This is a genomic window from Jeongeupia sp. USM3, assembly GCF_001808185.1.
GTDB lineage: Bacteria > Pseudomonadota > Gammaproteobacteria > Burkholderiales > Chitinibacteraceae > Jeongeupia.
This window is the reverse complement of the sequence record NZ_CP017668.1, coordinates 1,783,683-1,801,849: the sequence shown is the minus strand read 5'-3', so window position 1 is coordinate 1,801,849 and position 18,167 is coordinate 1,783,683. Positions and strand designations below refer to the sequence as shown.

22 protein-coding genes and 1 riboswitch are annotated in these 18,167 nt (G+C 65.5%); of the genes, 10 read left to right on the top strand and 12 right to left on the bottom strand.

Going from position 1 to position 18,167, the window contains the following annotated elements:
* Position 1: 1 nt before the first annotated feature.
* The 7 genes from BJP62_RS08560 to BJP62_RS08530 form a co-directional block, all read right to left on the bottom strand.
* Positions 2-463 (bottom strand): acyl-CoA thioesterase, encoded by a 462-nt coding sequence (locus BJP62_RS08560; protein ID WP_070528938.1) that lies wholly within the window; start codon positions 461-463, stop codon positions 2-4.
* A gap of 102 nt (positions 464-565) precedes the next feature.
* A complete protein-coding gene (gene lipA, locus BJP62_RS08555) occupies positions 566-1,531 on the bottom strand; it encodes a lipoyl synthase (RefSeq protein ID WP_070528936.1) in 966 nt (321 codons plus the stop codon).
* A 37-nt stretch (positions 1,532-1,568) separates the two neighbouring features.
* Positions 1,569-2,213: a lipoyl(octanoyl) transferase LipB gene (gene lipB / locus BJP62_RS08550; protein WP_083300796.1), complete on the bottom strand. Its 645-nt coding sequence runs from the start codon at positions 2,211-2,213 to the stop codon at positions 1,569-1,571.
* Positions 2,210-2,503 carry a YbeD family protein gene (locus tag BJP62_RS08545; RefSeq protein WP_070528934.1) on the bottom strand — a complete coding sequence of 98 codons (294 nt, stop codon included), beginning with the start codon at positions 2,501-2,503 and terminating at the stop codon, positions 2,210-2,212. The genes lipB and BJP62_RS08545 overlap by 4 nt, the downstream gene beginning before the upstream one ends.
* A complete protein-coding gene (locus tag BJP62_RS08540; protein WP_070528933.1) occupies positions 2,500-3,381 on the bottom strand; it encodes a D-amino acid aminotransferase in 882 nt (293 codons plus the stop codon). Before BJP62_RS08540 ends, BJP62_RS08545 begins: the two co-directional genes overlap by 4 nt.
* Positions 3,382-3,596: 215 nt before the next feature.
* The gene (locus BJP62_RS08535) at positions 3,597-4,757 is read right to left on the bottom strand and encodes a D-alanyl-D-alanine carboxypeptidase family protein (RefSeq protein ID WP_070528932.1); all 1,161 of its coding nucleotides are present in this window, start codon (positions 4,755-4,757) and stop codon (positions 3,597-3,599) included.
* A gap of 231 nt (positions 4,758-4,988) precedes the next feature.
* Entirely contained in the window at positions 4,989-5,849 is an 861-nt protein-coding gene (locus BJP62_RS08530; protein ID WP_070528926.1) for a PhzF family phenazine biosynthesis protein, read from the bottom strand.
* Between the two features lie 188 nt (positions 5,850-6,037).
* On the opposite strand from BJP62_RS08530, the gene pcnB reads away from it, so the two are divergent.
* From pcnB to panC, 6 genes are all read left to right on the top strand, one after another.
* Complete coding sequence (gene pcnB / locus BJP62_RS08525) at positions 6,038-7,372, top strand: polynucleotide adenylyltransferase PcnB (RefSeq protein ID WP_070528924.1); 1,335 nt, start codon at positions 6,038-6,040, stop codon at positions 7,370-7,372.
* Positions 7,372-7,887, top strand: coding sequence for a 2-amino-4-hydroxy-6-hydroxymethyldihydropteridine diphosphokinase (gene folK / locus BJP62_RS08520; protein ID WP_070528923.1), 516 nt, complete (start codon positions 7,372-7,374; stop codon positions 7,885-7,887). Before pcnB ends, folK begins: the two co-directional genes overlap by 1 nt.
* A 139-nt stretch (positions 7,888-8,026) precedes the next feature.
* Positions 8,027-8,818, top strand: coding sequence for a 3-methyl-2-oxobutanoate hydroxymethyltransferase (panB, locus tag BJP62_RS08515; RefSeq protein ID WP_070528920.1), 792 nt, complete (start codon positions 8,027-8,029; stop codon positions 8,816-8,818).
* 9 nt (positions 8,819-8,827) lie between these two features.
* Positions 8,828-9,418, top strand: a complete 591-nt coding sequence (locus tag BJP62_RS08510) for an HD family hydrolase (RefSeq protein ID WP_070528918.1) — start codon at positions 8,828-8,830, stop codon at positions 9,416-9,418.
* A gap of 14 nt (positions 9,419-9,432) precedes the next feature.
* Positions 9,433-10,032: a transglutaminase family protein gene (locus BJP62_RS08505; protein ID WP_070528916.1), complete on the top strand. Its 600-nt coding sequence runs from the start codon at positions 9,433-9,435 to the stop codon at positions 10,030-10,032.
* 5 nt (positions 10,033-10,037) lie between these two features.
* The gene (panC, locus tag BJP62_RS08500; protein ID WP_070528914.1) at positions 10,038-10,874 is read left to right on the top strand and encodes a pantoate--beta-alanine ligase; all 837 of its coding nucleotides are present in this window, start codon (positions 10,038-10,040) and stop codon (positions 10,872-10,874) included.
* A 365-nt stretch (positions 10,875-11,239) separates the two neighbouring features.
* On the opposite strand, the gene BJP62_RS08495 is transcribed toward panC, so the two are convergent.
* Complete coding sequence (locus tag BJP62_RS08495; RefSeq protein ID WP_070528912.1) at positions 11,240-12,220, bottom strand: IS481 family transposase; 981 nt, start codon at positions 12,218-12,220, stop codon at positions 11,240-11,242.
* Between the two features lie 107 nt (positions 12,221-12,327).
* On the opposite strand from BJP62_RS08495, the gene BJP62_RS18400 reads away from it, so the two are divergent.
* A complete protein-coding gene (locus tag BJP62_RS18400) occupies positions 12,328-12,816 on the top strand; it encodes a hypothetical protein (protein ID WP_145927154.1) in 489 nt (162 codons plus the stop codon).
* A gap of 310 nt (positions 12,817-13,126) precedes the next feature.
* Here BJP62_RS18400 and BJP62_RS08490 read toward each other — a convergent pair whose 3' ends face one another.
* Together BJP62_RS08490 and BJP62_RS08485 are read right to left on the bottom strand one after the other, a co-directional pair.
* Complete coding sequence (locus BJP62_RS08490) at positions 13,127-13,741, bottom strand: LysE family translocator (RefSeq protein ID WP_070528910.1); 615 nt, start codon at positions 13,739-13,741, stop codon at positions 13,127-13,129.
* Between the two features lie 297 nt (positions 13,742-14,038).
* Positions 14,039-14,422 carry a Rid family detoxifying hydrolase gene (locus BJP62_RS08485; RefSeq protein ID WP_070528907.1) on the bottom strand — a complete coding sequence of 128 codons (384 nt, stop codon included), beginning with the start codon at positions 14,420-14,422 and terminating at the stop codon, positions 14,039-14,041.
* Between the two features lie 194 nt (positions 14,423-14,616).
* Here BJP62_RS08485 and BJP62_RS08480 point away from each other — a divergent pair, with 194 nt between their 5' ends.
* On the top strand, positions 14,617-14,913 hold the full coding sequence (locus tag BJP62_RS08480; protein ID WP_070528906.1) for an Lpp/OprI family alanine-zipper lipoprotein: 297 nt from the start codon (positions 14,617-14,619) through the stop codon (positions 14,911-14,913).
* Positions 14,914-14,967: 54 nt separating this feature from the next.
* Here the strand turns inward: BJP62_RS08480 and BJP62_RS08475 are convergent, their stop codons facing one another.
* A complete protein-coding gene (locus BJP62_RS08475; protein WP_070532504.1) occupies positions 14,968-15,519 on the bottom strand; it encodes a L,D-transpeptidase in 552 nt (183 codons plus the stop codon).
* A gap of 45 nt (positions 15,520-15,564) precedes the next feature.
* Between BJP62_RS08475 and BJP62_RS08470 the strand changes: the two genes are divergently transcribed.
* Positions 15,565-16,590 (top strand): L,D-transpeptidase, encoded by a 1,026-nt coding sequence (locus tag BJP62_RS08470; RefSeq protein ID WP_145927153.1) that lies wholly within the window; start codon positions 15,565-15,567, stop codon positions 16,588-16,590.
* A 7-nt stretch (positions 16,591-16,597) separates the two neighbouring features.
* On the opposite strand, the gene rnk is transcribed toward BJP62_RS08470, so the two are convergent.
* Positions 16,598-17,011 (bottom strand): nucleoside diphosphate kinase regulator, encoded by a 414-nt coding sequence (gene rnk / locus BJP62_RS08465; protein WP_070528900.1) that lies wholly within the window; start codon positions 17,009-17,011, stop codon positions 16,598-16,600.
* Positions 17,012-17,230: 219 nt separating this feature from the next.
* A riboswitch (FMN riboswitch) is annotated at positions 17,231-17,384 on the top strand.
* Between the two features lie 95 nt (positions 17,385-17,479).
* On the opposite strand from rnk, the gene ribB reads away from it, so the two are divergent.
* A complete protein-coding gene (ribB, locus tag BJP62_RS08460; RefSeq protein WP_070528897.1) occupies positions 17,480-18,142 on the top strand; it encodes a 3,4-dihydroxy-2-butanone-4-phosphate synthase in 663 nt (220 codons plus the stop codon).
* Positions 18,143-18,167 lie beyond the last annotated feature (25 nt).

The following is an 18,167-nucleotide window of genomic DNA, read 5'->3' as shown; positions in this document are numbered from 1 at the left end:
GCTAGCGCCGGGCCGCGGCAAGCCGCTGGATGCGGCGCTGGTCGGCTTCTTGCCAGCGCCGGGTTTCCGTCTCGCCATCGGGCACGTGGGCCGGAATCTCGAACGGGCGCCTGTCGTCGCCGAGCGCGACCATCGTGAAATAGCAGCTGTTGGTGTGCCGGACCGTCTGCGCGCGGATGTCCTCGGCGATCACGCTGATGCCGACCTCCATCGACGTCCGGCCGGTGTAGTTGACGCTGGCGAGAAAGGTGACGAGCTCGCCGACATGGACCGGCTGCTTGAAGGTCACCTGGTCGACCGACAGCGTCACGCAGTAGGCGCCGGCAAAGCGGCTGGCGCAGGCATACGCGGCCTCGTCCATCAGCTTGAGCAGCGCACCGCCGTGGACATTGCCGGAGAAGTTGGCCATGTCCGGCGTCATCAGCACGGTCATGGTCAGCTGGTGGCGGGGCAGGTCGGTCATCGGTCTATCCTCGTTGGGCATGGAAAAACGCCGGGCAAGCCCGGCGTTTTTTTGTGCTGCCGGACTGGGCCGCGAAGGCGCAGCCGGCTAATGGGGCGGCGATCAGACACCGGCCTGATGCGCCTGCTGATCTGCATGATAGCTCGACCGCACCATCGCGCCGACCGCGGCGTGCTTGAAGCCCAGCTCGTACGCCAGCGTTTCCCATGCCTTGAACTGGTCCGGGTGCACGTAGCGCAGCACCGGCAGGTGGCCGTTCGACGGCTGCAGGTACTGGCCGATGGTGATCATGTCGATGTCGTGCGCGCGCATGTCGTGCATGACCTGGACGACTTCCTCGTCGGTTTCGCCGAGGCCGACCATGATGCCGGACTTGGTTTTGACTTGAGGGTACATCGCCTTGCAGTCTTTCAGGAGCTTGAGCGAGTGCAGGTAGTCCGAACCCGGGCGCGCCTGCTTGTACAGCCGCGGTGCGGTTTCGAGGTTGTGGTTCATCACGTCCGGCAGCGCCTGGCCGAAGAGGTCGAGCGCCAGTTCGAGCCGGCCGCGGAAGTCCGGCACCAGCACTTCGATCTGCGTGTCCGGGCTTTGGGCGCGGGTCAGGCTGATGCAGTCGACGAAATGCTGGGCGCCGCCGTCGCGCAGGTCGTCGCGGTCGACCGAGGTGATCACCACGTACTTGAGCCTGAGCGCGGCGATGGTTTCGGCCAGATGGACCGGTTCGTTGGCGTCGAGCGGGTTCGGCCGGCCGTGGCCGACGTCGCAGAACGGGCAGCGGCGGGTGCAGATGTCGCCCATGATCATGAACGTCGCCGTACCCTTGCCGAAGCACTCGCCGATATTGGGACAGGACGCTTCTTCGCACACCGTGTGCAGTTTCTGCTCGCGCAAAATCTGCTTGATCTCGCCGAAGCGGCCGTTGAGGCTCGGTGCCTGCACGCGGATCCACTCGGGCTTCTTCAGCTTGGTTTCGAGCTGGACCACCTTGATCGGGATGCGGGCGGTCTTGGCTTCGCCCTTGAGTTTGGTACCGGCGGTAACGGGGGCGTTCTTGGTGTCTTGGGTCATGATCCGTGCCGATCAACCTTGCGGTGAACAGGGTTAATCAGTTGATTTGTTGCAGGATTTTGTCGGCCATTTTACCGGCTAACGTTGCCGGTGTCTCCGCAAAGCCGAAATCGTTCAGCTGGGCAACGCGCAGGCCTTCATAGCCGCAGGGGTTGATCATCGCGAACGGGCTCAGGTCCATGCCGACATTGAACGACAGGCCGTGGAAGCAGCAGCCGTTGCGGATGCGCAGGCCGAGCGCGGCGATCTTGGCTTCGCCGCCGCCCTCGACTCGGGCGTCCTGCACGTAAACGCCCGGTGCATCGACCTTGCCGTACGATTCGATGCCGTAGTCGGCGAGCAGCGCGATCACGCTGTTCTCGAGCCGGCGCACCAGCTCGCGCACGCCGAAACCGAGCCGTCGCAGGTCCAGCAGCGTGTACGCAATCAGCTGGCCGGGGCCGTGATAGGTGACCTGACCGCCGCGGTCGATCTTGACGACCGGAATATCGCCGCGCTGCAGGATGTGTTCGGGCTTGCCGGCCTGGCCGAGCGTGAACACCGGCGGGTGTTCGAGCAGCCAGATTTCGTCCGGCGTGGCCGCATCGCGGGCGTCGGTGAAGGCCTGCATCGCGTGCCACGTGGTCTCGTAATCGGCGAGGCCGAGCTGCCGGATCGCCGGCGGGACGAGCACCTCGCTCACAGCACCATCCGCACCAGCGGGTGCGCACGCAGTGCGGCGTCGAGCGCCCGCACCTGATCGGCGTTGTCGAAGGTGATCATCAGCGTTGCGGCAAAGTAGTTGCCGGCGCTGCTCGGGCGGATCGTCAGCACGTCGGCGGTGACGCCGGGGACGTGCTCGCACGACAGCGCGAACAGTACGGCGTGGAATTCGTCGTGGCTGACCTGCTTGTGGCTGATCGCCTTGATCGGCAGCCTGGCCGGGAAATCGACCAGTTCTTCGAGCGGCGGGGGCGGTGCATTCGTGTTCATTGGGTATCCTTGCCGGTGTGCATCACCCCGGCCTTGAACGCCTGGTAATGCCGGTACATGGCTTTGTAGATGGGGCCGGGCACGCCGTTTCCAACCGGGCGGCCGTCGAGCGTGACGATGGCGAGCACTTCCTTGCTGCTCGATGTCAGCCAGACTTCGTCGGCGCTGCGCAGTTCGGCCTCGCTGACCTCGCGCACCTGATGCGGCAGGCCGTGTTTGGCCGCGAGTTCGAGCACCAGGTCGTAGGTGATGCCGGTCAGCATCAGGTGCGACGGCGGCGGCGCCAGCAGTACGCCGTCCCGGACCACGAAGATGTTGCTGGCCGAGCCTTCGATCAGCAGCCCGTCGCGCAGCAGCACCGTCTCGGCGACGCCGGCGTCGACCGCGGTCTGCTTGGCGAGCACGTTGGCGAGCAGTGAAATCGCCTTCACGTTGCAGCGCAGCCAGCGCACGTCGGCCTGCGTGATCGCGGCGATGCCGTCGGCCACGTGGGCAGGCGCCGGCCTGGTCAGCGGGTCGGCGAGCAGGAACACCGTCGGTGTCGCATCGGCCGGGAAGGCGTGGTTGCGCGGGTAGGCGGCGCCGCGCGTTACCTGCAGATAGATCGACTGGTCGTCGAAGGGCTGGCGCGAGATCAGCGTTTCGACGATCTCGCGCCATTCGGCCTGCGTGTGCGGGTTGGCGATCTGCACGGCGGCGAGGCTGGCGGCGAGCCGGTCGAGATGCTGGCCGAGCCGGAACGGCTTGCGGCTGTAGACCGGAATCATCTCGTAGACGCCGTCGCCGAACAGGAAGCCGCGGTCGAGCACCGGCACGCTCAGATCGTCCAGCGGGGCGAAGCGGCCGTTCAGGTAGGCGGTGAGGTCGGGTACGTTCATGGCGACAGTTTACGCCTCGGCTCACTGTTGCGGATCAAGCCGGGCAGCGCTGAGAGCCGCAGCAGCTCGCGATCGACCGAAGCGCAGACTCCGGAATGGGCACATGGCCCATGAGGACGCCCCGAAGGAAGTGCCCTTGGGGCACGACCCGAAGGCAGCCCCCTTGCCGGGCACCGGACGGTCGCGAGATGCAAAGGCGCAGCAAGCTGCGGGGCTTAGTTGAAGAGCTGCTTGAACCAGAGGCGGATCGCATCCCACGCGCGGCCGAAGATGCCGGCCTCGGCGACCGGTTCGATCGCGACGACCGGGTAGTCGCCGAGTGTCTTGCCGTCGAGGCTGACCTTGACCGAGCCGATCGGCTGGCCCTTGGCGATCGGCGCGATCAGCGGCTGCTGGCTGGTGAAGTCGAGCTTGATCTTGGCGGCGTCGCCCTTCGGCACCGTCAGGTAGCGGTCCTCGAGGAAGCCGGCCTTGACCTCGTCGGTCTTGCCTTTCCACACCGGCACGGTGGCGATGCTCTGGCCGGCCGAGTAAACCTTCGGTGTATCGAAGAACTGCACGCCCCAGTTCAGCAGCTTGGACGATTCGGCCGCGCGCACCTGGTCGCCGGTGGTGCCGACGACGACCGAGATCACCCGGCGGCCGTCGCGCTTGCTCGACGCGACGAGGTTGTAGCCGGCCGACGCGGTGTGGCCCGTCTTCATGCCGTCGACGTTCGGATCGCGGTACAGCAGCAGGTTGCGGTTGCCCTGCTTGATGTTGTTGAAGGTGAATTCCTTCATCGAGTAGATCGGATAGAACTCGGGGAAGTCGTGGATGATCGCCGCGGCGATCTTGGCCAGGTCGGCCGTCGTCGTGTACAGGTTCGGATCGGTCAGGCCGGTCGAGTTCGAGAAGTGGCTGTTCTTCATGCCGAGGCGCTGCGCCTCGCGGTTCATCAGCTGGGCGAACACTTCCTCGTTGCCGGCAATGGCTTCGGCCAGCGTCACGCAGGCGTCGTTGCCGGACTGGACGATCATGCCCTTGATCAACTGGTCGACCGTGGCCGGCGTGCGCGGGTCGAGGAACATCGTCGAGCCGCCGCTGCCGCCACCGGCCTTCATGCCGGCGGCCGAGACGGTCAGTTGCTGGTCGAGCTTGAGCTTGCCTTCCTTGATCGCCTTGAACACGACATAGGCGGTCATCAGCTTGGTCAGCGACGCCGGCTCGATCCGGGTGTCGGCATCGCGCGCGGCCAGCGTGGCGCCGCTCTGGTAGTCGGAGAGGAAATAGGCCTTGGCGGCAATGTCCGGCGGCGGCGGCGTGAATGCCTGGGCGGTCATCGACACGAGCGGGGCGACGAGGGCGGCGAGGGCGAAGGTACGGCGGATAGTCATTGGTGGGGCAACGCTCTTGAAGAGGGGGCGGAACAGGAGCTTGGCGCGTCGGGCGGCAGCACCGTCTCCCCGCACCGGATGCGGGCAGACGGCTTCGCCTGCCGGGCCAAGCTCTGAACCGGCGATTATAGAACCGCCATCCGGGCCGGGTCTGCCGTGGCGGTCGTGCGAATTACCTTGCACCGACGGATGGCATGCGCTCGCCCCTTGCGGGGCTGGACCTTGGAGTGATCATTCGTCCGGCAGTTCAAACGTACCGTGGCCGATGCGCTTGACCCGGCCGCTGACGCGGATCGCGCCGGCTTCGGTCAGGTCGAGCTGCAGGTGCGCCAGCCGGTTGACGCCGTGGCCCTGCAGCATCGCCGACGTGAACGGCAGCGACTGCCCCTGGCCGAGCAGCCAGCCGCCGAGGTTGGCGCAGGCCGAGCCGGTGCCGAAGTCCTCGCCGATCTGCCCGGCCTGGACCCAGAAAAAGCGCGCAACGATGCCGGTATCCGACGGCGCCCACACCAGCGCCTGGGCGCGGCCGCGACCGTTGGCCGCCGCGGCGCCGAACAGCGTCACGTCGGGCTGGCAGGCGAACACGTCGTCGGCGCCGGCAACCGGGACGACCAGCTGCTCGGTACCGGTATCGACAAAGCGCGCGCGGCCGGCAAAGCGGTCGGCCGGCAGTCCGAGCGCGGCGGCCAGAATCGCGTCGTCCGGCGCATCGCGAAAGCGCGGCGGCTGCGCGGTCAGCGTCGCGAGGCCGTCGCGGATCGACACCGGGACGGTGCCGGCCGGGAAGTGCAGCGCGACTTCGCCGCCGAGGCCGCGCTCGGCGTCGAGCACCGCCGCCGTCCCCAGCGTCGGGTGGCCGGCGAAGGGCAGCTCGTAGCCGGGGGTGAAGATGCGCACGTCGGCGTCGGCATGGCCATCGGCGCACCGGCGGACGAAGGTCGTCTCGGACAGGTTGAGCTGCTGCGCGATCGCCTGCATCCGCGTGTCGGAAACGCCGTCTGCGTGTGGAAACACAGCCAGTGGATTGCCACTGAACGGATTGCCGTCCGGCGCGGTGAAGACGTTGACGACCTGGTAGTGCAGCGTGTGCATGACGGGCTCCGGCAGGATACGGGACCGTCATTCAAGCATGCTGCCGGCGGCGGCAACAGTGACAATCCGGCGCCCTTGTCGCCGCCACAGCCGGCAAGGGCGCGGCAGCGCTACGTTTTGCAACAGGCCGCCGCCGCGCACGGCTGTATAATGCAGCGTCAAGCAATCAAACTACTCCTGACCCGCGAATGATCCGCAAACTGATCGGAAAAGTGCTTCGCCGCCCCGGCAAGCGCGTCCTGCACGCCAAACACTACGGCATCCGCCGCGACCAGCTGCACTCGGGGGCGATCAAGGTCTGCGACCGCTTGCAGGCCGCAGGCTACGACGCCTACATCGTCGGTGGCGCCGTGCGCGACCTGATGCTCGGCAAGCATCCCAAGGATTTCGACGTCGCCACCAGCGCGACGCCCGAGCAGGTGCGCCACGTGTTCCACCGCTCGCGCATCATCGGCCGCCGCTTCAAGATCGTCCACGTACCGTTCTACGACCGCGACGGCGAGGAAATCATCGAGGTGACGACGTTCCGCAGCGCGTCGGAGGCGCCGACCGACGACGCCGGCCGCATCCTGCGCGACAACGTCTACGGCACGATCGAGGAAGATGCATCGCGCCGCGACTTCACCGTCAACGCGCTGTACTACGACCCGAACCGCGAAGAGATCCTCGACTTCCACCATGGCGTCGACGACCTTGAGCGCCGCCAGCTGGTGATGATCGGCGATCCGGCGCAGCGCTACCGCGAAGACCCGGTGCGGATGCTCCGTGCGGTGCGTCTTGCCGCCAAGCTGGAGCTGACGATCGCGCCGGCGACGAAGAAGCCGATCGCGACGCTGACCAGCCTGCTCGAGAACATTCCGAGCGCGCGGCTGTTCGACGAAACGATGAAGCTGCTGCTGTCGGGCAAGGCCTGGGCCTGTGTGTCGGCGCTGCGCGCAGAAGGGCTGCACCGGTCCTTGCTGCCGATCCTCGAGCGCCAGCTCGACGATCCGAACGCGGCGACCTTCGTCCAGCGTGCGCTCGAGAACACCGACGCGCGGCTGGCCGAGGACAAGCCGGTGTCGGCCGGCTTCCTGTTCGCGACGCTGCTGTGGCACGACGTCGAGACGCTGTGGAAGAAGAAGGAAGCCGCCGGCGAGCACACGACGCCGGCGCTGGTCGCGGCGATGAACGAGGTCGATGACCGGGTGAGCAAACGGCTGGCGATCCCGAACCGCTACAGCGCGGCGATGAAGGAAGTGTGGCTGATGCAGCCGCGCTTCGAGCAGCGCGTCGGCCAGCGGCCGTTCCGCCTGCTCGAGCAGCAGCGCTTCCGCGCCGCCTACGATTTCCTCGTGCTGCGCGCGCAGTGCGGCCTGGCCGACAAGGCACTCGCCGACTGGTGGCAGCAGTTCCAGTACTGCGACGACGCAACGCGCTCGGCGCTGATCGCCAATGTCGCCGGCAGCGACAAGGGCGGCGTGCAGCGCAAGCGCAAGCCGCGCCGCAAGAAGCCCGCCGCGGCCCAGGCCAGCGGCGCGTGATGGTCGACGCGCCCTCGGGCGTCACCGCATACATCGCGCTGGGCGCCAATCTCGGCGATCCGGCGCGGCAGCTCGACGCCGCCGTCGACGCACTGGCCGCGATGCCGGGCTCGACGCTGGTTGCGGTGTCCGACTACTACCGCAGCGCGCCGGTCGGTTACGCCGACCAGCCCGACTTCCACAACGCCGTCGCCCGGATCGAGACGACGCTGGCGGCGCCGGCGGTGCTCGACGCCTTGCTGGCGATCGAGGCCGGGCTGGGGCGGCATCGCAGTTTCCGCAATGCGCCGCGCACGCTCGACCTCGACCTGCTGCTCTACGGCGACGCGACGCTGCAGCTGCCGCAACTGAGCGTGCCGCATCCGCGCATGCACGAGCGCGCCTTCGTGCTGCTGCCGCTGCTCGAGATCGCCCCCGACGTCGTCATCCCCGGCTTCGGCCCGGCGAAGGACGGCTTGGCGGCGGTCGCCGGTCAGGCCATCGAACGGATGGCCGGCAGCGGCCGGCGGTTCTGAATCCGCACTGATCCAGGTCACACAGCGCCCTCGGCAACAATACGTATGGGCGCGGCGCCGTTGCTGGTGGAATAATGCCCCACGCGGCGGCGTTACCCCGCTGCCGTGCTGTCTGCCCAACAACCCACGGGATTACGCAATGAAGACCACGATTACCACGCTGCAGAAGATGAAGCAGGACGGCCAGAAGATCGTCATGCTCACGTGTTACGACGCCAGTTTCGCCACGCTGATGGACGAGGCCGGGGTCGACATCCTGCTGATTGGCGATTCGCTCGGCAACGTGATCCAGGGCCAGACCAGCACCTTGCCGGTGACGATGGACCAGATGGTCTACCACACCGCCTGTGTTGCCCGTGGCAACCGCGAGGCGCTGGTGCTGGCCGACCTGCCGTTCGGCGCTTACCAGCAAAGCCCGCAGCAGGCGTACGAGAACGCCGCGAAGCTGATGGCCGCCGGCGCCGAAATGGTCAAGATCGAGGGCGGCATGGTGATGGTCGAGACCGTCGCCTTCCTTGCCGCGCGCGGCATTCCGGTGTGTGCGCACATCGGCCTGCAGCCGCAGTCGGTCAACGTCTACGGCGGCTTCAAGATCCAGGGCAAGACCCAGCACGAGGCCGAGGTGCTCAAGCGCGATGCGCTGGCGCTGCAGGCGGCCGGCGCGGCAATGGTGCTGATGGAGATGGTCCCGGCCGAGCTGGCGAAAGCCGTGACCGAATCGCTGACGGTGCCGACCATCGGCATCGGTGCCGGCGTCGATGTCGACGGCCAGGTGCTGGTCGTCTACGACATGCTCGGCGTCTACCCGGGCAAGAAGGCGCGCTTCGTGAAGAACTTCATGCACGGCGTCTCCAGCATCCAGGGCGCGTTCGAGTCCTACGTGAACGAGGTGCGTGCCGCGACCTTCCCGGCCGCCGAACACAGCTACTGAGGCCGCGCGATGGCCGAACGTCTCGACGCGATTTTCGCGTTTGCCCTCGAACTGGAAAAGCTCAAGGGCATCCTGCGCCGGAACAAGCCGATCGGGCTGGACCGGCGCGAGAACACCGCCGAGCACAGCTGGCAGATCGCCATGCTGGCGCTGTCGCTGGCGCCCGAATCGGCGGTCCCGGTCGACATCGACCGGGTGCTGAAGATGCTGCTGGTCCACGACATCCCCGAAATCGACGCCGGCGACGTGATGGTCTACGACGCGGCGCAGCGCCGGGCCGCCGAGGCGCTGGAGCTGGCCGGCGCCGAGCGTCTGTTCGGCCTGCTGCCCGACGACACCGGCAGGGCGCTGTTCGCGCTGTGGCACGATTTCTCGCACGGCAGCGACGACGACGCGCGCTTCGCCCGTGCGATCGACCGGGTGATGCCGATGCTGCAGAACATCAACAACCGCGGCCAGAGCTGGCGCGAGCACGGCATCGGCGTATCGCAGGTGGTCGCGATGAACCAGCCCAAGGTCGAGCCGGTGCTGCCCGGCGTCTGGGCAAGGCTGCGCGCCGGCCTCGACGATGCCGTCGCCCGCGGCGATCTCAAGCCCTGACAAGGAGTGCTGCGATGTCCCCCAAGCCCGATCTGACGGCCTATCTGGCCGCCAGCGAAGTCGTCGATTTCGACCACCCGGATGTCGCCGCGCTGGCCGAATCGCTGGCCGCGCCGACGCAGCTCGACACGGCGCGCAACTGCTTCAACTGGGTGCGCGACCGGATCGAGCACTGCGTCGATTTCCAGCGCGAGGAAGTGCCGGTGTCGGCATCCGACACGCTGGCGACCGGCACCGGTTTCTGCCACGCCAAGAGCCACCTGCTGGTCGCGCTGTGGCGCGCCAACGGCCTGCCCGGCGGTTTCAGCTACCAGCGGCTGACCTGGGACGGCCCGAACCCGCCTCACTGCCTGCACGGCTTTGCCGCGGTCTGGCTCGACGGCCACGGCTGGTACCGCTGCGACGCGCGCGGCAACAGCAAGCCCGGCATCGACTGCCAGTTCACGCCCGGCGCCGAAAACCTCGCCTATCCGGTGCAATACCCCGGTGAATGCACGTATCAAGAAGTCTGGGCCGAACCGTGGCCCGAACTGGTCGAGCGGCTGTACGCCTGCGACAGCGTGTCGCAGTACCGCGCCGCGCCGATCGACGCAAATCCGCCTGTTGCCGAGTGAACGACATGAAAATCATCCACACGATCCAAGAACTGCGCGAATGGCGCAAAACCGCCGGCACCGTCGCCTTCGTGCCGACGATGGGCAACCTGCACGCCGGCCACATGGCGCTGGTGCGCGAAGCCCGCGAACGCGCACAGTCGGTGGTCGTCAGCATCTTCGTCAACCGGCTGCAGTTCGGCCAGGGCGAGGATTTCGACCGCTACCCGCGCACGCTGAGCCACGACGCATCGCTGATCGAACACGAGTGCCCGCACGCCGTGGTGTTCGCGCCGGACGAGAAGGAGCTGTATCCGCACGTGATCCAGCAGTACAAGGTCGAACCGCCGGCGCTGCAGGACGAATTGTGCGGCGCCTTCCGCCCCGGCCACTTCCGCGGTGTCGCGACCGTCGTCACCAAGCTGTTCAACATCGTCCAGCCCGACGTCGCCTGCTTCGGCAAGAAGGACTACCAGCAGCTCTTCATCCTCAAGCAGATGGTCGAAGAGCTGAACATGCCGATAGCCGTCGTACCGGTCGACACCGGCCGCGCCGGCGACGGGCTGGCGCTGTCGTCGCGCAACAGCTATCTGTCCGAGGCCGAGCGCATTGAGGCGCCGCGGCTGCACCACCACCTGACGCGGATGCACGACGCCATCGTCAAAGGCGAGCGCGACTTCGCCCGGCTGGCCGAGGAGACGATTGAAGACCTCGTCCGCCACGGTTGGGTCGTCGACTATGTTGAAACCCGCAACGCCAGAACGCTGAAACCGGCGGTCCACACCGACCACGCGCTGGTGATCCTGCTCGCAGCGCGGATCGGCACGACACGGCTGATCGACAACATCGAGATTCAGTGCTGAAGACCGGCACAGCGACGACTGCGGTCGTTGGTGGGTTGAAGTAAAAGAGGGCGCCTGTGGCGCCCTCTTTTACTGCGGATGGCGTAGCACGGTAAACCTGATAAAGTATTCCATTCAGCAGATGTAAACCTGTCATTTTGCAGACTGTAGTGCCAACGATCTCTTACCTGTGCAGGCGCGGTCGTGGTGTGTTCGCGGTGTTATCCGACATGTCCAAATATATGACCAGCCTCCCGACAAGGCGCATCCCAGCTGAAAACCGCAGAGCGATCGGCCCGCACAAAAAACAGGAATGCCGACTGTCGGCTGTGTTATCCGACAGTTGTCGCGATATTTTTTTATGCACCATGGTGCATACACATACGTTATGTGTCGGGTTCCGCTTGTTTGTAGATTTTTTTCTTGAACAATTCCGGTCGCTCTTGCTGCCACATTTTCAGCGATTCAACCGGTGACCGGAAGCCCAGCGCTTTTTGCGGGATGTGATGGTTGTAGGCGATCCGGTAGTCATTCAACGTGACGGCCAATTCCGCTGCACTGGCAAAGCGGGTCTGTTTCACCAGCTCGCTGATCCGGCCGTTGAAACGCTCGACCATGCCGTTCATTTGCGGCGTGCGCGGCGGGATCAACCGGTGCTCGATGCCGAGGGCTGCGCAACGGCGATCAAACACGTGTCGTCCGCTCGGGGTCCTGGTCTTGCTGGTGAAGCGGTCGGTGAACTGGCTGCCATTGTCGGTCAGCAGCTTCTCGATCTTCATCGGCGCCGCTTTGTACAGCCGCTGCAGGAAGTCGACGCTGCTGGCTTCGGACTGATCCGGGTAGATGTGCAGGAACACCCAGCGGGTGGCCCGATCGATCGCGACGAACAGGTAGCTGCGCGATGTTTCATCGGGCATCTGCGGTAAATACTTGATGTCCATGTGGACATAGCCCGGTGCGTAGTCCTTGAAGCCCTTGGAGGGCGCAGCGGGTTCTTCCGGCTGCAGTTGCGCCTGTAGTGCCTTGAGGTTGCCGACGCTTTCGCGCACCAGCAGCCGGTTGATGCCGGATCGGGTGGCGTTCGGGTTGATGAAACGCTGGGCCACCGCCACCAGATCGTCCAGCGGCAGCAGCAAGGTGGTGCGCAGGATCAGCACCAGCGCTTCCTGCGCTGGCGACAGTGTGGTGTGCAGGGTATGCGGCCGGTGCGACCGATCGGTGAATTCGTCGCGCGTTTGCCATTTGCGGATGGTGCCCTTGCCGACGCTGTAGCGCAGCATCAGCTCGCTTTGCGAGAGGCTGGAGTGGCGGATTTCCTCGCGGGTGAGCGGCGTGGTACGGGCGTTGCTGTGCAGGCGGTGGCTCATGGCTGGCTCGCATTGACAGACTGAGTGATCAAGGTACGCAAAAGCACGCGTGCCTGGAAGAGTGGCCAGCTGCGCTTTGGAAGCCAATCAGACGAAACCCAATAGTTATGCAAAGCGAGAAAAATATGCCACTAACATGGGTTGAGGTTGCTGATACAGCAATTAAAATTGGCCTTGGGACTTTAATTACAGCAGTTTCCGGCTATCTCGTTCTAAGAAAAACACAGCAAGCAGAGGTTCTCAAAGAAAGAAAAAATCGCTTTTACAAATTGCAAGAAAATAAAGCTGAAATATATGTCAACTTTTTATCTCAATCTCATAGCTTGGTTCAAGCATATCTATTATCTAGTTGTACCTGTAACACTGACGAGTATAAAAGTTATTTGAAAACATTCAGCGAATTGCAAATTAAATCACCTAATGAAATTAGGTCGTCAGCACACTCCTTGCTTGGTGCGGTTAATGAATTCATCTCAATTAATAAAAATGGTATTGAGGTTGAGCTAAGTAAGCGGTTAAGGTCAGCTGTGAATGAAAAAGCTGGGCAATTTCAGTGCGCAGCACAATTAGAGCTAGCTAAAGAGTTTAGTGCATAACAAAGCGGTCAAACACCGTTCCGCTTCGCTCCACTGGACAGAATTTAAGTCGCGGCTTTGTGGTTTTGCTGCGCAAAAGTATTCCACAAAATCACAACTTAAAAACTGCCGCTTAGCTCGGCGTTAGGCGGCAAAACTATTCCCTGTGCGCACTTACGGCGGAATTGACTATGGATATAGCAACGACCTTGAGCAGGAGAAGCCATCGGGGTCATTGCATACATTCTGGGCTTCCGGCCTTTGGGAACCGATCTGGATTACGCCCTGTGGACTGACCCGGGACAGTCCAATTCCCGCCAAGGCTACCCGTCTACCGCCTCGCCAGCGCCAGCATCCCGCCAACAGCAAAGAACGCCGTGCCACAAAAGCGGTTGAAACCGCGGATGCGCCCCGGGCGATGCAGCCAAGCGGCGAGGCGGGTGCCGCCGGCGGCGTAGGCGACCTGCCAGCCGGCTTCGATGACGAAGAAGGTCAGCAGCAGCAGCGCCCATTGCGGGCCCTGCGCCAGTTTCGGATCGACGAATTGCGGCAGGAAGGCGGCGGCGAACAGGATGGCCTTGGGGTTGGACAGCGCGACGGTCAGCCCGAGCCGGTAGCGCGCCCAGCTCGAGTCGCCGCGGATGTTCGGCTCTTCGAGCGCGTCGCCGGCGCGCCAGCACTGGATGCCGAGATAGACGAGGTAGGCGGCGCCGACGAGCTTGAGCAGCATGAACAGGGTTGCCGAGGCGGCGAGCACCGCGGCAAGGCCGAACGCCGACAGCGTGAACAGCAGTGCCAGCCCGGTCAGCGCGCCGGCCATCGTCGCCAGCGTTGGCTGCCAGCCGTAGCGGGTGCCGTGGCTGAGCATCAGCAGCATGTTCGGCCCCGGCGTGCCGGAAATGAAGAAGGTGGTGGCGACGAAGGCGAGCCAGAGTTCGACGTGCATGGCGGTGGGCGCTGGGCGTGAGGGAAGTATCCAGCCTAGGCGGCTGTGCCGCACCGTGACAGTCGCAATTCTCCCGATGCGGTCCGGTTACAGTTTGGTGCGCATCAAAAAGGGCAGCCCGCGGGCTGCCCGAGTGTTTGAGGCGACTTGGAGCGACGAATGCCCCAGGGGCACTGCCTGCCGGGCGCAAACCTGGTGAAACGGCGCCGGCAAGGTGCGCGAAACGTCCCACGGGGACTCCCTTCGGTCACAACGGTACAAGCAGTACGGCCACGCCGCCGGCAGCGGTAGTCGCGCTTAGTTCGTCAGCACCAGCACGCCGTCGGCCTCGACCAGCGCGCCTTTGGGCAGCGCGGCGGCCTGGATGGCGGCGCGGGCGGGGAAGGGGGCGACGAAGTAGTCGCCCATGATCTCGTTGAGCTTGGCGAAGTTGGCCAGATCGGTGACGAAGACGCCGAGCTTGACGATGTCGCCGAGGTCGCCGCCGGCCGCTTCGCACACGGCGCGCAGGTTCTTGAACACCTGATGGCATTGCGCCTCGAAACCGTCGACCAGCACGCCGCTCTGCGGGTCGAGGCCGATCTGCCCGGACAGGTAGACGGTGTCGCCGATCTGGACGGCCTGCGAATAGGTGCCGACGGCGGCCGGCGCGTTGTCGCTGTGGATGATGGTCTTGCTCATGACGGTGTCCCGGTGGCGTTGGAAAGGCGCTCATTGTAACGACGATTGCGGCCCCGGCACCGACATCCTGCCGGCCATCGGCCTGTCAGCGATCGATTTGGCATATCCCGCTTGCGCCGCAGGATGCGGCGGACTCTAAAGAGGAAAGATGCGCCGTCGGCGTGTCTTTGCTGACTTTTTGGAAGGAGTTCGTCATGCAGACGGTTCTTCACTATCGGGCCGCGCTTGTCGTTGCGGCCGTGGCACTGCTCGGTGGCTGTGCCAGCGATTCGGCGCTCAAGGCTGCGGTCGACAAGGCGCAGGCCACTGCCGACCAGGCGCTTGCCAAGGCCAATGCCAATGCCACCGCCATCAACAATGCGGCCGCGCTGGCGCAGCAGGCCAACCAGAAATCCGATCAGGCGCTGGCCGAGGCCAAGGCGGCAAGGCAGGAAGCGGCTGCGGCGAACGAGAAGGTCGACCGGGCGTTCAAGAAGTCGATGATGAAATGACGGGCCGCGCGGGGCGCCTTCGCGTCCCGCCGGTTCGGGCTGGGGTCGGCCGGTTCAGCGAATCTCGACGCGCATGCCGACGTCGGCCCATTCGCCGAATGCTGCCAGCGCGTCGTTGTCGAGCGCGACGCAGCCGTCGGTCCAGTTGTAGGTGCGGTGGATGTCCATATTGCCCTTGCCGACGCCGTGGATGCCGATCCAGCCGCCGAGCACGGTCCGCTGTGCGGCGCGCACGCCGGCGTCGTTCTGCATCGCGATCAGGTCGCGGGCCTTGCCCGAGAGCCGGCCGTCGCGGAACGCCTGCTCGGCCTGCGCGGTCTTAGGGTAATCCAGCTCGTAAAAGGTGACGAAGCGATGCGATTTGCGAATCGCCCGGATCCGGTAGTCGCCGCGGGGCGTGGTGTTGTCGCCGCGGTAATGGACGTCCGACACGCCGCCGCTGCCGATCGCGACATGATCGACGGTGAGCAGCGGCACGCCCGAGGTCGAATAGACGGTCAGCGTCTGTACGCTGGTGTCGACCAGCGCCCACGGCTCGGCGCGCACGGCTGCGGCGGCCAGCAGCAGTATCGGCAACAGATAGGGCAGAAGCAGGCGGGCAAGCATCATCGGACTCCGCGGCTGGCCGCGATGGTGGTCATGACGGCAGCCATGCTGGTTTCGACCGTCGCCGCAGCGGCAACGTTCACCTTGCCGAAGGATGGCAGCACGGTGGTCGGCGAGGTCAAGGTCGTCGTGCCGACGCCCGACAACACGCTGCTCGACCTGATGCGCCATTTCGACCTCGGCTACGCCGAGATCACCAGCGCCAACCCCAAGGTCTCGGTCTGGACGCCCGGCGCGCACACCCGCGTGGTGATTCCGACCCGCTTCATCCTGCCGCCCAAGCCGTGGCAGGGCATCGTCGTCAACATCCCGCAGCGGCGCATGTACTATTTTCCGCCGCCGAGAAAGGGCCAGCCGGCGCAGGTGATCACCTATCCGATCAGCATCGCCCGCGAGGGCTGGTCGACGCCGCTCGGCAGCAGCAAGGTGACCGCCAAGTACCGTGATCCGGGCTGGTTCGTCCCCAAGAGCATTCGCGACGAACACATGGCGGAGGAGGGCGTTGAGCTGCCCGAGTACTTTCCGCCGGGGCCGGACAACCCGATGGGCATACTGGCTATGCGCACCGGCTGGCCGGGCATCTTCCTGCATGCCACCAACCGTCCGTGGGGGCTGGGCATGCGCACCAGCCACGGCTGCATGCACCTGTATCCGGAGGACGCGGCCGAACTGTTCCCGCAGCTGAAGATCGGCACGCCGTTCCGGGTGATCAACCAGCCGGTGCTGGTCGGCGAGGCAGGCGGGCAGGTGTGGATGGCGAGCTATGAAGCGGTTGGCGAATATCCGGACCAGCCGCCGCCGGCAACGCTGGCCGCCAGTCTGCTCGATGCGCGCATCATGGACGCGGTGCTCGCCAGCCGGCCGCTGGACCAGGACCGGGTGCGCGCGCTGCTGGCCGAGCCCAATGCCGTGCCGCAGGCGCTGGACGCCGGCAGCCCGCCGACGGCCGAATTGCTGGGCGCGCTGCCGGCCGAGCCGTACGCGGTTGCACCGTACGGCATCGACGCCAACGACGCGTCGTTGCCCGAGCCGCGCCAGCGCAATGACGACGCGGCGTCGGCCGGGCCCTGAGCCGTGCTCAGCGGCCGAACTCGCCGGCGCGTTCGGGCTGGTAGACGACGTCGAGGATGGTCACGCTGGTCGTTCCGCCGCCCGGTGCCGGCCAGGTGATCTGCTGGCCGACCGACAGCCCGAGCAGGGCGCTGCCGACCGGCGCGGTGATAGAAATCTGCTCGGCCGCGCCGTTCAGGTCCTTCGGATAGCACAGCGTCAGCTCGAAAGGCTGGCCCGAACCGGCGATCTCGAAACGGACGCGCGAGCGCATCGTCACCACGTCGGCCGGCATGTCCTCCGGTTCGAGCAGGGTTGCCCGGTCGAGCTCGGCGCGCAGCGAAGCCGCGCCGGGAAAGGCGCTGGCAGGCAGCGTGTCGATCAGTTCGTACAGGCGGTCGGCATCGAGCGACGACACCGTGATCGGGGGCAATGCGGACATGGGAAAGCCTCATCGGGTTGCATGAAGCTCATTAGACCACATGCGCCGTGGATGTTCCCGCCCGGGCTTAAGGGCGCTGTCTGGCGAGGAAGGCTTAGTGCTGCATTCAGCAGGATCGGGCTCCGGGCGCTTCGTGCCCACGGGTGCGGGATAGCCGCAGCTGCCCGCGTTCGCCGATTTTGTTAACATCTGAATCGTCGCGACGTGGGTCGCGGCACAATGCGTCTTCAGGGCGGGGTGAAATTCCCCACCGGCGGTAGGGCTCCATTTAGAAGTAGGGGAGCCAAGCCCGCGAGCGCCTGCGCCAGCAGGGTCAGCAGATCCGGTCAGATTCCGGAGCCGACGGTTACAGTCCGGATGAGAGAAGACCAGGTGAGCCCGCATGCCGAACGGCAGGCGGGCGGCCGTCTCCGACCCGGTTCCGGGTTGGCCCTGAACGCTTTCGCCAATTCTGCGGAGCGTTTCCGAATGTCAAAATTCGACCAGTATTTTTCCTCTACCCATCCCCAGCAGCGACTCGAAGCCGCCGTCATCGCCACCGGCATCGGCCGGCCGGTCGTGCTGCTCGACGACGAAGACCGCGAGAACGAGGCCGACCTGATCGTTGCCGCCGAACGCATCGACGCCGGCAGCATGGCGCAGATGATCCGCGACGGCAGCGGCATCGTCTGCCTGTGCCTGAGCGACGCCGCGCTGAACCGGCTGCAGTTGCCGCAGATGGTCGCGCGCAATGGTAGCCGCAACAGCACGGCGTTCACCGTGTCGATCGAAGCGCGAGGCGGCGTCTCGACCGGCGTGTCGGCGGTCGACCGGGTGACGACGATCCGCGCGGCGCTGAGCCTTGATCCGGCGCAGCTCGTCAGCCCCGGCCACGTCTTCCCGCTGCGCGGCCGCCCCGGCGGCGTGATCGAACGGCGAGGGCATACCGAAGGCTCGATCGAGCTGGCGCAACTCGCCGGCCTGAGCGATGCGTCGGTGCTGTGCGAGCTGATGAACCCCGATGGCACGATGATGCGCGGCGACACGGTGATCGCCTACGCCGAGCAGCACGGCCTGCCGGTGCTGACGATCGAAGACCTCGTTTGGTATCGGCAGCAGGTGCGGCAGAGTGAGGAGGCGGTCGCCGCGTGATGAAAAACGGCAAGCCGTGGCTTGC